Raw genomic sequence first — 13,482 nt, forward strand, 5'->3', positions numbered from 1 at the left:
TACCCGATCATCAGAACCCTGCTATCCGAAGCACGTCCCTAACACCGACGGGCGCTCCCTCGCCGTCACCCGCGTCGCGAGCTCACACACCGTCTCGCCGGGGTCCGGGTTTTGACTACCTCTCCGATATCGGAGTAGCAAAGTGCTGGACATAGAGATGGGCCTCGGGGAAGCCCTGGTACGCAGCCGTCCGCACGCAGACGCCCACCCTGGTGAAGTCCGGGTTGACGATGTTCGCCCTGTGACCGGGACTGTCCATCCAGCTGTCGACCGGATCGGATCCGCCCGAGGTTGAATAAAACAGGTTCTCTGCAGCCGTGTAATAGTCGACGCCAGCCTCACGGATAAACATGAACGGATCGCCACTGCCATCAGGCGCGTGGTGCCCCCAGTAGTCCCTCGCGATCATGTCGTCCGCTTTCGCGCAGGCACTGTCTCGGAGCTTCTCGCTGGCGTCCAGAGTCGGAATACCGATCTCGCCCCGCATCGCGTTGGTCTGCTTTTCCACCGGCGACGGATCTGCCGGGGGTTCGACCTCAGCCTGGCTCCCCGAGTCAACGGACGGGAACTCCCGGTTCACCGCGGCGTCCCACTCTGCGCAGCCGCTCCCCAGCATCGAGGCCACCAGAAGTAGCGAAGCGGCCGCGACCCTCGAGACTGTCCGATTGCTCATCCTGATCACCCGCTCCGAATGTACCGACGGTGGCCAATGCACGACGCTCGTGTCCCCGAGGGCCATCGGATCTCGGCGTCGGGAGGACCTATTTCACGGACAGACGACATCACGACGCCAGGGGCACCAGAACCCCTGATCGATAGCGGTAGATGGTCCCCTCGACGACCTTGCGGAAGTCGCGCAGGCGACTGGCTGACCGCACACCTCTCTCAATCTAAGGCGTCCCAAGGGTCCGCCCGGGCCGAGCGCGAGCCACACCGCCCCTCTGGAGCATCGGCCTCAGCGACTCTCGCGGCAGCTACCAAGGGGCTTCCCACTCATAGGCGTTCGGGGTCTGGGGTGGGTCTACCCGCACTGACCGGACTCCGTTCGGCGTCCTCAGGACGAGGGTGGCCTCGATTGTGGAGTTCTCGGGAAGATCGCCATAGAGGGCGTCAGGATTCCAATCGTCACGACACCCAGCAGCGGGGTCCTGCTCGACAACTGTGAAGCCTAAGTCGTCAACGTAGCTCCAGTTATCCCACTTCAAAGCGGCCGCTGCGGCTGGATCAGAGAACTCGGGGCGGGTTATGACTTCCACATCGATCGCCGCGAAACTGCCCGCGTTGTCATCGGGCGCGTCACAGCTAGACGGATCGACTTCCCTGATACCAGTGACCGTGAACTGGACGCTGCACGACTCCATCGTTCCGGACGGTCGGCAGAATAACCCGATCGGGCGGCCGATCTCCTCCTTGACGTGGCCGCTGGTCGGCTCGAAAGAGCTAGTCCTGGGAGTCAAGTCGGCGGGGGTCTCGTCTGAACCTCCGCATGCCGCAAGCATGAGGATTGCGAGGGAAGTGGCTGATATAAGACCGATCAGGTTCCGCCCCAACATGCAGTGACCTCCCCACTTGTATCCGGAGCGCCCAGCACCCTATGCCGGAGAGATCGACCATGCGGGCTTTCGGCTACCAGCGATCCCGGGTGCGTAGATATTAACCAGCTGCACGTTGCTAGAAGGGAGGGTAGGCCCGCACAGCCGACAGGCGCCCCTCGCGGCGTGTCCAACCCACTCCGCTGGTCGGCGTCCAGGCGCTGCGCCCGCGATGCGCCCCTGCACCGGTGGCTACACGTTGCCCTGCCCGGCCAAACGTCCGGCCCAGCCAGTTGTCGCCCTAGAGGGCAGATTCTTGCACTGTCACGCGATTCTCAGGAATTCCAACCGATTGCATCAACACCGGCCCAAGATCCCAGAATCCCAATCTTTCGACACAAAATCCCACCTTCTGCCTTGTGCGGCATGTCGGTTCTCACCCAGCTTGTCGGTACGCTGCCGATCCACCAGGGCGTTGTCACCGGCTTGTCAGCCGCGGATTGTCACGAGATTGGCAGAATCCGCGCCGCTGACAATCCATGACAACTGAGTGTCGGTCAGAGTTCATCGACAGCCACGTTCGAAGAGCCTGGCCAATCAGCCGCATCGTCGACGACGCCTCCGCTGAGGCTCTGCGCATCTGCTTCTCGACAACCTCGACGGGAAGCTGACAGATCCACGTGGCGGATCCTGCCGACCCAGGCGAGCGCATCGGAGTGTTACGCCTGAAGTGGGTCCTTCTCCTGGGTTGAGCTCAGGTCGTCCGCTATAAATGCGCCGGCTAGGAGTTCGGAAGCGAGGTAGGGGTTGTGGCTGGGGATCCACATGGATGGCTGCTTCGCCATCAAGCGCTTGTTGAGGGCATACGCAAGGTCGAAAAGTTCGTTGTCATGCCGGAGGTGGCGATCGAAGATTTCCTTGAACCGCGTGTCCTTGGGATCGAAAAAGGCGTCTAGGTCGAAGCCCCAGGACCAGACGGTCTCGCTGGGGTAATTCACGACTGTTGCGTTGCACACTTCGTAGTCGAACTGGAGCTCTGCTGCGGAGCGGCCCTCTGGGACGGCTACGTTCATCCACACCCAGGGGTGGGCAGTGTCAGGCGTTTCGCCAATCAGCACGGAGTAAATGGCCTCCAGCCCTCCAACGTTGAGGGTCAGGAGTCGTGTCTTGTTGGCGGAGGTAGGCAGGGCCGTGCAGGTCCACATCGTTCCTGCGGTTTCATCAGGAGAGGGCAGAGACTCTGCGATATACCAACCCACGAAGTCGAGTAGGAGCGAAGTTCCCGGATGTGCCGTGAACTCGACATGCCGACGGAGCTTGCTGTTCTTTGGCGAGTCCCTGAGGCGCGAACGACGAGATCGGTCGGAGGGGACCAGGATCGGGCGCATATCGACCCTGCTGATCTGTATGTCGCCACGGCCTCCCGGCCAGTTCGTCAGACGCTTGTTGTGCAGAGTGACGGACTTCTCAAGACGTGCGACCACCAGGCGCTCGGTCTCATCAAGGGCCGCCGGCTCGCATGGCGCGAAATCGACCTTGCTGATCGCGACGTCGGGCAGTTTCTTGCTCCAGTCGCGGGAATGGGTGCTGAATCTATTGACCACATCGACGGTTTGACCAACGTATGCGCTGCCATCCACGAACCGGAGAATGTAAATTCCACACCGACTATCGATGTTCGCAAAATACGGTGCCAGGCTCGACAGATCGGTCACACCGTAGGTCTTGAAGACAAGAGTTGTAGTGGCGTTGTTCTCCGGCGTCGGGGCTGTCATCGCGGTCTCCTGGTTGTCGGGCTCCACCTTCAATGAGGTGATTCGTTGAACCTCTGAGCAGGGACAGTAGCCGACCGCTACGACACCTCTGCCGTTATCGGCAGCCAACTAGAGCACCACCCCTGTCAGCCTTACGTGCCGCTTCACTATTAGTGTGCTCGCATCCCAGAAGTCGCCTGCTTACACCCCGGCCATCAACGAGGACGCCACTGTGTGCGCCAGTCGGCAGCCCCAGTAGGCTGCTCGGGCGCCCTGGCACGCCCCTGGTCCTGCTGTCACAACGTGCACATTGGCGGCGACTCGACGCCGGTCAAGACGTTCATCAGAACTACGACGCCGAAATGTCCATCCCGCGGAATGGGGGGCTGAGCGAATGCAAAGAGCGTATCCGAATGTGCAGCCTGGTGGACTGGCCTACGATCGCCAGATCGGTCACCGTCCGCCATGACAGTGGCGGGCACTCCCAGCAGTCTGTATGGATCGTGGAGGCCGACTAGGACTTCTTCTGGTTCACGACGGCCATAGCTCCTAACGCGGCCGCAGTTGTCACTACCGCAACCGTCTTCTGTCCAACCTCCTTAGCGGCGACGCTTCGTTTCCCAGGATCGCGAAGTGCCTTCCGCCACGGAGTCAATGAAATCTCGCCGCTCTCCGCCTCAATACCGAGCGGGACATGGAATTCGTTAACAGCTTCGGCAGTTGCATTCAACGACTCGACGAGCGCGCGAGCGGCACTCGCGTGGAGCAGAATGTTCGCCTCGGCGACTTCGGCAGCTTCATTCATTCGGTCCATCACACGAGTTGTCTTTTCGAGCACTAATCGACGCCGCTCGTCGCGCGCCTTGGAGAGCCCCATCCGGTGGTTATCAAAGTGGCTTGGGGCCGTGGCGAATACATATTTCAGCTCGATCTCGTTGAATTGGTTCTGGAGCTCGAAGCACTTCCCCAGGACCGAGAGGTGAACTGCAACGTCGCGCTCTACTTCCATCAATGCTCTTTTCAACGAGCCTGTCTTCCGTTTGTTGTCAACCTTGTCCGCAAGGGCCCCCATTGCGTTCAAGGTGGTGTGCTGCACATCTGAGATGGCTGACATCAAACCGTTAGTTTTGTCCCAAATTGTTCGTGGATCACCATTGGAATCCAGTTGAATCATGGATGAAGAAAGTTGCGATTCTGCGCTTTGTATCTTAGCGAGCACGGAGTCACGCTGTGCTCGCAGAACATCATCGAGCTTCTCGTCAATTCGGGCAATTAGCTCCTTAAGGTCTTGCCCCTCGGACTGTTCCGCAAACTGGGCCATCACACCACCGAGCCCAGAAAGTATGGCCGGGTTCGCGACAAGAGCACTGGGGGTATCTTGTACCTGGAGCCACTTCATGGACTTTTTCCCAGGCGCACCAAGCATCGCGTGGCTGATGCCCTTTTCCTTGGTCTTCATCAAAGCGCCGGCTTCCTTGAGGCGCTCGGCTGACTCCGGGGTGAGCTTCAAATACATGGCGGACTGTTCATAAGCATTCGCGGCGATCTTGGCAGCTTCCGACCCATTCCGGAGGAAGCTACTCATGCCGCTTAAGTCAAACTCCTCCGCCTGAGTCTGGAGACCAGAACGCTTGAGGAATCGAGATACGACAGATTTTTTCCCGACGACGACGACACCGTTTCCGTCTCCGACCAACTCGACCTGATTCGACATACCGCACTCCTTATAGTTGTAGACGGAGCCTAGAACGTTGCTCCGACATCCCGCGATTCTTCCGGATCCCGTGCGGATAGTCAGGATTCTGACTGGAGGGGTGTGGCCCATAATTCTGGGATCCCGCAGGCGTAAAGGTTTCGTGGCAGGGCACGGCCAGTGTCTCTAACCTTGGCTGCTATCGCCATCTCGTACTAGCCCCGTTGGGTTCGCTAAGGGGGCTCTTCCGGATTCGGAGTGCGTAGCGGGGGTTCGCTGAGGGCGCGGTGATGCGGGAGTCGAGGGGATCGGGCCTGTCCACCCGGGAGGAACGGCTCGAGGAGACCTGGGGCGGCTTGAGCGGTTCCCGAAGGTGCCCCGTTCGCTCCGATCAGATGGCCAATCCAAAGGCGGAGGTAACTTGCTCGATGGTGAACTGGCTGCGAAGCCTGCTGGCGCTGTTCTGGTTGGCGAACATCCCTGGCTTCCAAAAGGCTTGGCTTCGGGGCACCGTGTGTTCCCACGCGACGGGTATGACCCACTCTGCGTTGTCGTCGTCGGTGTCGTCGCCCGGGTGCCGGTAGTTTCCCGCTAACGGCAAGTCTGCCAGTCGACGCTCGTCTTCGTCGATCTGGACGGTCGCGTCAACAAACCGCTTCGCCTCGCCGAGAACCTGCCCGACACCTACATAGCCCGTCTTCGGAATGCATACGAAAACCCGCGCGCCGACCGGGGGGTTTTTCATCGTCCTAGAGAACCACTTTCCTCCGCCGGCGGAGACGAAGCCATAGTTCTCGGCGTCCTCCCAGGAACGCCCCGCGTCGGCCTCGCCGAAAGAGATGTACCAATCTCGGCCGTTCCAGGACTCCTTGAACTTCTTGGCGCTCCGGGCGGTCGAAACTGCGGCGGCTTGCGTTTCCGGTTCAACCAACCAGGAGCGAGCGATGTACGAGACACCGTTGTCTTCAAAATGCCGAAAGAACACGACATTAATCGGAATCCCGTAGACCTCGTTGAGAAAACGGACGATCCGCTCGGTCGCCGGGTCGACTGTCGCGGCGACGATCGTGAAAACCTGGCTCTCGTTGATCTCGTCGGGAGGTGCGTCGCCGAACTCATCATCGAAAGCCTCTTCGAACTCCTTCTCCGACCTACGGCTTTCGAAGATCTCGACGATGTCAGCCCGTCCGAGCGTCGCCACCCAGGAGGCGTAGTCCAGAGTCTGCGCGGTGACGTCACGGGGCGTCTTATCGCGTTTCAGCTCGATTACTTGCACCAATCCCTCGGAATCAATGGCCAGGAGATCGATGAACCCGCCGTGAGGAGTACGCACCTGCCGTCCGAGGACCATCAGGTGCTGTCCCAACATCGTCGGATCCGATTCGACGTACGCCTCCAGCCGGGCTTCAAGCCCGACCATCGACGGCGTCAGTCTGGTAAGCGTGTCATTCTCGGCTCGCCAGAGCCCCATTTCCAAAGCCATCAGTATCCCTCCACGTATTCATAGATTAATGCCTAACAGATCGGTCAATCGGGATTCCCCTGCCACTGCTGACACTGCGTTATCTGCACTCCTCACTGTAATGCCTGATAGGCCTCTCTACTCGTTTTCTTTCCAGTAGAGCTTGGGCCATTCCGATTTGGGGGGAAGGTTGTCAATGTTCGGTTTCTGCCATTCGGATTTCGGGGGCAGATGGTCCGGATTGATGGCCTGGGATATCCGGGGCTCTGTGGCGGGACCGACGATGGAGTATTCCGCCTCGAATGCCCCGGGGTCATAGCGACGGGTGAGGCTTCCCACGTAAAGGACGAACCAGTCACCGTGCTGGACGTCCTGTTGCACCATCCCTTGGTACGCGCCGTGCCTGAATGCCGGGGGGTACCACCCGGCGTGGTGGTGCTCAAGGATTCGCCAGTCATAGGGGTCGGAGTGCTCGCCCTTGACGACCAGGTCGCCGAACATGTACTTGATGACGTCGTCGTTCTCGGGCAGGGCTTGGACAGCCATGATCACCCGGTCAGATCGATCGGGGACGTCGGTCGGCTGACCCTTGGGGACAACAACTACTGCTCCACGCATTGTGTACCCTCCCAGCCAGTAGCCAAGCTCGGGATCGGAACTCCCTGTATCCAGGTTCGTTCAGCAGCGTCCTTGTGTCCAGCGTTCAGGACGCAGTTGCCTACGGAACGAAGCTCCCTGTGTAGTCGCTGCATCAGATTGCCTGGAGGCAGGGCTGCCGGCATCACCACTTCAGTGCCCGCTTTGGTCCCTCATGGCCGGTTCTTGCAGCGCCGTCGGAACAGGGCCACGCTTGACCTCGAGCACCCGCTCCTGTCGTAGTCGTCTGATTGCATTCATCCAAGGCGGGCGACAGCTCGGTCAGCCTCGCGTAGCGGGAGATTTGCTGCAAAAGGCCACGCGACGGCACGGGCGCGGCCCATGGTGAAAGGCCAACGATGGAGCTTCAATCGATCAGCGATCCTCTGGGGACCGCCACTCAGGTCACCGTCTCTCTCCCTCTGCCCGAACCACACCATTTTGCGCCGGCGGATCAGGTGACCCGCTGCACCGGGCGGGCTTGACCTCAGCGTCCGCAGTGTTCATCGACGGCCCCACGACCGATCGCACTCAGTGGCCTAGCGAGGACGCAGCGTTCTTCACGGCAATCGCTGATTCCGAACCTGAGTCGACTATGACGCCCCTGGTGTGGGTGAGGGTTCGGACCGCACCCCGCTACCCCTCGCTGCGCGAGCTCAGAGCCGAGCGGTTTCCATTCCCGTCTAGGAGCGAAGCAAATGCCTCCGCGGCATCCACTCTCTCCGGTTAGCGGCATTATTGAGCGATGGTCAATAACCCGAAATAATGCAAGGCGCTCGCGGCTTCAACCTGCACTGATGCGGAAACTTGACAGACTTTCTTGACAAGTAAGTCCGGGGCAAAACCGGGAAATGCCGCAATCAGCGCAGGTCACGGCACACAAACGCGCAGTTCGTGGACGGATGCGTATCTTGACAACTTAACAACTTGTCAATCTGGACTGCATCGCGACAGCGGCAATGTCGGTTCTCAAACAGCTTGTCAGTACGTAGCCGGCCAGCCAGCCCGTTGTCACCAGCTTGTCAGGCGTCGATTGTCACCAGATTGGCAGAATCCGCCGCCCTGACAACCTGTGACTCCAGCGGACTCCCCCAATTCAGCCCTACGCGCCCCGCGACCTACCACGCTGCTCTCGGATCAAGGTTGCCCACCGGCCTAGGTCTTGTTCGGCTCGGCTTTCTCCGGAAGACATCGCAGTAGCTAGGAAGTCCGCGGCCAGGTACTCGTCGTGGGCTCTCGTCCACCGGGATGGCCAACGGGCCATGAGGCCGCGATTGAGCTGGTAGGCCAAATTGAGAAGCTCGTTCTCGCGAGCCAGGTGACGAGCGTTTCGTCCAATCGATCTTCGCAGCCATCCATTCCAATTTCGAAACATCGACCCATTCGCCCAACACCGATGCCGCTGTATGAAATCGTAGAAAAAATGGGCAAGAAACGATTTGAGAAACTTCACTCCGAAGAAATCGGGATTGGGGGAAAAATCGAGATCCTTCGAGATACCCAGACCGGTGTCTGCTACCTCTGGCGCTACGGGGGTCGCTCCGGTTTCGCAGGCGGACTAACAGTGCTGTTGGGAGCCGACGGTTCGCCAGTCATGCAGCCCTAGTTGAACTGACCGGAGACGTTAATCGAGAGTGGTCCGCCGTACCCGACGAAGTGAACTGACTTGGTTCCGCAGCCTTGGGCTAACTCGAGGATCATTCGCGCCTTAAGAGGAGATGAAGAGGCGGCGTGCTCGCACGCAGGTCACTCAACTGGCCCCACCTCTCGGTTGCGCCCTCTGTAGACAAGGTCACCTACTCTCCATCGTGGCCCGGACCCTCGTCCGCTTGACGATGCTGCGAACCGCCTAGCGGACTCAGCCACGGCCCACCGAGGGAGTCATGGCATGATGCGCGATCGACAGAGGAACTCCTGCACTTCGTTGTATCGTTTCTATATGAGTGGATCCGACTGGATAGCGATTATCGCCATTATTGTGGCCAGCATGACGGCGTTCAGCATGACGTTTATGGGTTTTTCTATGAAAAACTTCTCCAGCAAAGTAGGCGACCTGAAGGACCAGTTGGCACGTCACGAAGAAGCGACAAAGTCATATCACAACGATTTGCGCACTTCAACATCGGCAGATGCATCTCGCATTGAAGAAAAAGTCACCGATGTCAGCAAGCAAGTTCAAGAACTTCAAATCGAGAACGCTCGCCTCTTCGGCGGAATGCGGATGGATCGCGACTCGATCCTCGGGTCCATCGCGGCACGCGCGGAATCTACGGACATGCATGTGAACGAACTAACGAACAGAATGTCCGAACTACTCAAGAGGCTAGACCCACCAAACTCGAGCGATCAGACAGCTCCACAGACGGCAGGAAACACGCCAAAGTCTAAGGAGTAGTCGCTACTGCACCGCCTCATCGAGCCCGTTTACCCTGGATCCTTCCAGCCAACACTACGCGCCGGTTGCCGTCCTAGGAGGTTCCACGAAGCTCCCTTCACTCCGCTAAGCTTGCAGTTATGTTTAACGAATCCGGGCCATGGAAGAGAGACCTGGCTGCAGCGGCCGGTCGTCTTGAGGAATTCCGACTAGGCCTTGCGTCCGAATTCGAGCAGGGAGAAGGCACCGACAGCGAGTTCGATATAGTTTCCGAAGCGATCTATCAAGTCGAGCGCAATGTCATCTTCGGCACCTTCGCGGTCCGACGGCTCCTCGGTATGCCATCCAAAGTGACTAAGTCAGCTCGCGCGACCAAGGCAACAGTGATGAGATTCTCGCTGCGTCCGGGCGAAGAGGCACCCGATCAATGGGACATATTCGGGGACCTCGAAATGTACGAAATGAGCACACCTGAAGTAGAAACGATCTCAGCGAACGCGATGTGCAATCTTTTCGTTCATAGTCTTATACTCAGGCTAGCTTGGAGCCATCATGGGCTCTCTTGGTTTGACTACTGGAAGCTCCCGGAGAACGACCCACGCATTGAGGCGAAACCAACGGAGTTGGCAGGGCTGCTCGTCGCGTCGGACAAGTCGAGCATGAACCACCTAACTTTTGTGAGCCTCGATGAGCTCATACGGGTTTTCCTTACGTTAGCTAACGACGAGGTCACTAAGTTGGACAGTCACCGCGATCGTCTAGGACGGATGCATATCTCCGTGACGTAACTAGGCGACATTCTCACGGTTCAGTTCCGAGGCGGACAGTAGCCCGCCACCGACAGCGCGTCCACCGCGGCCCGATGCACCGGCGGGAAGCTAATGATTGATCAATCGTGTTGGCCATCCTCGTCTTCGGGAATGAGGGCGTGCATGGCGTAACGGGCCCTCAACTTGCGCGCCTCAATCGAATACCCATCTCGCGAGGGGAGGTCATCCTCCGACGGCCTGTCCTGGAATTGGTCGAGGTCCCACTCGTCACGCGCGTAGATTTCTTTAAACAGATCAGGCCTGAAACCCAGTAGCTCCGGAGTTGTGCCGCCATCTCTGGTCAACAGTCGGGCCGCGACGTCGAGCTGCGTTAATTCCTCGCTGTCGATACGGAGTCGCAGCACCGCGTACATGTCAACGGTCAGGAAGTTAACGAAAGATAGTAGCCCGCCCTCTCGAGGGGGTACCGGGGACGTCAGATCGGCCATACACGCGCTGAGGACTTTCTCGCGAATATCGGTCAAAGCTGCGTCAATCGGGTCAGGGTAACTATTGTGTCCCCGGCGGAACACTGAAAGAACCTGCGCGACCCCTCGCAAGCCAAACGCTTCTGACAATCTGTTAAGCGCCTCGCGAACGTAGCTGGCGTCGGAGCTGGAGTCAACGCTTTGCGCCAGAAGAGTCACAGCGGTGGCTTCACTGGGGTCTGGCCAAGATAAATCGCCGTCCTGGTTCAGTAGCGACGGCCACAGATGTTCGAGTGCGGACAGAGCGTTTTCCGGCGCGGTATCGGTGATGGCTCGCGCTAGTTCGCGATTCAGTTTCCGCAGGGCAAGTTTCCGTTTGTTACCACCAGCGTCGATAAACGTGCGTAATGCACTGTCCTCGCGAAGAGCCCCATCTTCGATTAGTGAAGATGTCTCTTCCCTCACTGTAACGTCGCTGATGTCACCGACAGGCAGGGTGAACATGAAGTAGCGGTCGAAGAACTCGTCGTCGTGAACCGGCAGGGCTCTGGCAGGCGGGCGCGGAGGTACGTAGCCCTGGGGTGGAAGCTTTGGAAAAAGATATGACAAGATTTGGTAGGCCTCGGTCAGGTCGGTTCCCTCCTTGTCGCGGTATACACCCCGAAAACGATCCATCCATTGCTTGATACGATCTTGCTGTGTTGCCATGGTTGTTGAACTCATATGCGGCTCACCGACGAGCTCCGAGCGCCAGCTTGGCAGCCGGTCGTAGATCGGTTCGTAGCGCAACCGCAGGTAGGTGATTAGCGCCGCGTCGAGGAGTTCTAGGTGTCCTCGGCCGACCAGGGCCATCAGAACGTCAACCTGGGAGCACCAGCGGTAGATCGCACGTAGTGTGATGTTGCCATCGATGGACGGAAGCACTGTCAATAGCTCGTCGATGAGATTCCACCCGCGTCCATTCGTGGCATCGGCTCCGTCGAGTTCGCAGCCGTATCGTTTGGCAATCGCAGTGAGTTGGTTTGTGAGTTCCCGCCGGCTATGTGCGGACTGCATCGGCGGCAGTTCGAATGGGTACTGCACGATCTTCTCGAGGTAGGCGCGAGCGCGGTCGTCATTGTTCCTTGCGAGATCGGACGCCCCGATCAAGTCCAGGACGGTGCGTTTGTCATAGGAGAGCAGGTAGTGGACTCCGTCAAACCTTCCGAGCAGCCGGACCGCCTTCATAACGGCAAGTAGCTCATCCGAGTGCAGTCTGTCTAGGTCATCGACGATCACCAGGACTTGTGAGTTGGAAGCTCCAATCGCCTCCGACATCGCTTTAAACTGCTGCTGGAAGGGATCAGGGGTAGGTTCATAGTTGTCAGACTTGTCCAAGAACGCTGAGGTAGCGGCGTCCGCAATCTCTTTTGTAGTCCCTTCCCCGAAGTACCGTTCAAAGGCCCCCTTTGATGCGGCCTTGAGGACCGCTTTCGCCACTGGTGCTGAGGCCATGAGCATCCTGCGAGCTTTCTGCCCGGCTTCGCTCCCAGGGGGAATCGCAGAAGCGATGACTTCGTAAAACTCGGCGGTCAGTGCGTCGAGGTCAGCTGTTGCCCAGGGGGTGAACTCGACAACCGCCCAGTCCTGTTGCTCTTCTAGCGCGAGTCGAATCATGTTCAGTACTGAAGTTTTTCCGGAACCCCAAGCGCCGGAAAGGCCGAACGTGACGCTCGCGCCAGCTCCTGCCACTTGGATACGCTCTGCGACTCGGCGGGAGAACTCTTTTCGCTCGAGCCGGTCGTCGTCGAATGAAGTGATCGACGTATCGGTGTTGACGCGACCATGATCGGTGGTGTCGGGGGCAGAAGTCATGTCTGGAATCGAATCACACCTCGCCGATCGGCTGCTCAGGTGGCACATTTCAGTGCACCTGGGTTCAGAGAAGCGGCGCAGCGGCAGGTCGGATCGGGAGACGACGAAGAATAGGACAAGGGAGCGAGCTAGGCTCATCGGCGGGTCTGCTGCACGGATAGGCAACATCTGATCTGCGTCGGCGTGTGTCTGGTCCGTCGGGCTACGGGACACTCAATTTTGTCAACTCTCGCGGACCATTGGTCTACTGGGCCCAGCGTGAGGCGGTGTGCGCAGCTAGCGTCTCGGCCAGCTCTGCGGGCTGCTCGTTTTCGATCCACTGCAGCGGGGACTGGTTGTCGAGGTCGGGGTGTGGGGCGCATATCCAGAGCAGAGCGGTCCACGCGTCAGCGCTCGTGATCAGCACCCTCCACAGATCTAGGAATTCGGGACGTACCTGACTGTTCGTGAGCTGCCATGTAGGACACACCCAGGCACCGTCTTCCAGCTGGGCGCCCGGCACTTCCCCTGCCTCAAGCCTGCGCATGGTCTCTGACAGCGAAATATCTAAGACCTCGGCCATCGAAGCGGGGGTGTAGAACGGCCCGATCCTCGAATCCAGAACACCGTCACCCTCGATGTCCACTGAGCAATCGGGCGCCTGTGGCGTGTCCATGAGTGCCATTGTCACCCCGAGCAAGGTGCCGTGCAGCCGGACGACGTTCCCGACGATCTCGGGGTCGGTCTGGGACTGGCTTCTGGCATCGCTCTGGATCCTTCGGCGGATCCGACCAAGCAAGGTAGTCGAGGGCCCTCGTTCGTCGATACGGCTGTCCGCATCTTCACTGGCCGCAAGTCGATCAGTACGGGACAATCAGGGTTCTAGCGTCTGTCGTAGCCGTCTGGTGTCATCCGTTGGGTCAAGCCCCTGGAAGTGGTGTAACTGAATGGTGATCCTTCG

General features: G+C 59.0%; 11 protein-coding genes. 3 read left to right on the plus strand and 8 right to left on the minus strand.

Going from position 1 to position 13,482, the window contains the following annotated elements; translation table 11 throughout:
* Positions 1 to 115: 115 nt before the first annotated feature.
* The 6 genes from G6031_RS00330 to G6031_RS00355 all read right to left on the minus strand — a co-directional run bounded on the left by G6031_RS00330 (position 116) and on the right by G6031_RS00355 (position 7,059).
* Positions 116 to 673: a CAP domain-containing protein gene (locus tag G6031_RS00330; protein ID WP_241737098.1), complete on the minus strand. Its 558-nt coding sequence runs from the start codon at positions 671 to 673 to the stop codon at positions 116 to 118.
* A 301-nt stretch (positions 674 to 974) separates the two neighbouring features.
* The gene (locus G6031_RS00335; RefSeq protein ID WP_182652075.1) at positions 975 to 1,553 is read right to left on the minus strand and encodes a hypothetical protein; all 579 of its coding nucleotides are present in this window, start codon (positions 1,551 to 1,553) and stop codon (positions 975 to 977) included.
* Between the two features lie 698 nt (positions 1,554 to 2,251).
* The gene (locus tag G6031_RS00340) at positions 2,252 to 3,334 is read right to left on the minus strand and encodes a GIY-YIG nuclease family protein (RefSeq protein WP_182652076.1); all 1,083 of its coding nucleotides are present in this window, start codon (positions 3,332 to 3,334) and stop codon (positions 2,252 to 2,254) included.
* A 466-nt stretch (positions 3,335 to 3,800) separates the two neighbouring features.
* Positions 3,801 to 5,000, minus strand: a complete 1,200-nt coding sequence (locus tag G6031_RS00345) for a hypothetical protein (RefSeq protein WP_182652077.1) — start codon at positions 4,998 to 5,000, stop codon at positions 3,801 to 3,803.
* Positions 5,001 to 5,370: 370 nt separating this feature from the next.
* Positions 5,371 to 6,462 (minus strand): hypothetical protein, encoded by a 1,092-nt coding sequence (locus tag G6031_RS00350; protein WP_182652078.1) that lies wholly within the window; start codon positions 6,460 to 6,462, stop codon positions 5,371 to 5,373.
* A gap of 117 nt (positions 6,463 to 6,579) precedes the next feature.
* The gene (locus tag G6031_RS00355) at positions 6,580 to 7,059 is read right to left on the minus strand and encodes a hypothetical protein (protein ID WP_182652079.1); all 480 of its coding nucleotides are present in this window, start codon (positions 7,057 to 7,059) and stop codon (positions 6,580 to 6,582) included.
* Positions 7,060 to 8,500: 1,441 nt separating this feature from the next.
* On the opposite strand from G6031_RS00355, the gene G6031_RS18715 reads away from it, so the two are divergent.
* From G6031_RS18715 to G6031_RS00365, 3 genes are all read left to right on the plus strand, one after another.
* Complete coding sequence (locus G6031_RS18715) at positions 8,501 to 8,683, plus strand: DUF6440 family protein (RefSeq protein ID WP_241737100.1); 183 nt, start codon at positions 8,501 to 8,503, stop codon at positions 8,681 to 8,683.
* 333 nt (positions 8,684 to 9,016) lie between these two features.
* A complete protein-coding gene (locus tag G6031_RS00360) occupies positions 9,017 to 9,472 on the plus strand; it encodes a hypothetical protein (RefSeq protein WP_182652080.1) in 456 nt (151 codons plus the stop codon).
* A 119-nt stretch (positions 9,473 to 9,591) separates the two neighbouring features.
* Positions 9,592 to 10,239 carry a hypothetical protein gene (locus tag G6031_RS00365; RefSeq protein ID WP_182652081.1) on the plus strand — a complete coding sequence of 216 codons (648 nt, stop codon included), beginning with the start codon at positions 9,592 to 9,594 and terminating at the stop codon, positions 10,237 to 10,239.
* Positions 10,240 to 10,340: 101 nt separating this feature from the next.
* On the opposite strand, the gene G6031_RS00370 is transcribed toward G6031_RS00365, so the two are convergent.
* Together G6031_RS00370 and G6031_RS00375 are read right to left on the minus strand one after the other, a co-directional pair.
* The gene (locus G6031_RS00370) at positions 10,341 to 12,542 is read right to left on the minus strand and encodes a KAP family NTPase (protein WP_182652082.1); all 2,202 of its coding nucleotides are present in this window, start codon (positions 12,540 to 12,542) and stop codon (positions 10,341 to 10,343) included.
* A gap of 244 nt (positions 12,543 to 12,786) precedes the next feature.
* The gene (locus G6031_RS00375) at positions 12,787 to 13,197 is read right to left on the minus strand and encodes a hypothetical protein (RefSeq protein ID WP_182652083.1); all 411 of its coding nucleotides are present in this window, start codon (positions 13,195 to 13,197) and stop codon (positions 12,787 to 12,789) included.
* Positions 13,198 to 13,482: the final 285 nt, after the last annotated feature.

The organism is Dietzia sp. CQ4 (genome assembly GCF_014145125.1).
GTDB lineage: Bacteria > Actinomycetota > Actinomycetes > Mycobacteriales > Mycobacteriaceae > Dietzia > Dietzia natronolimnaea.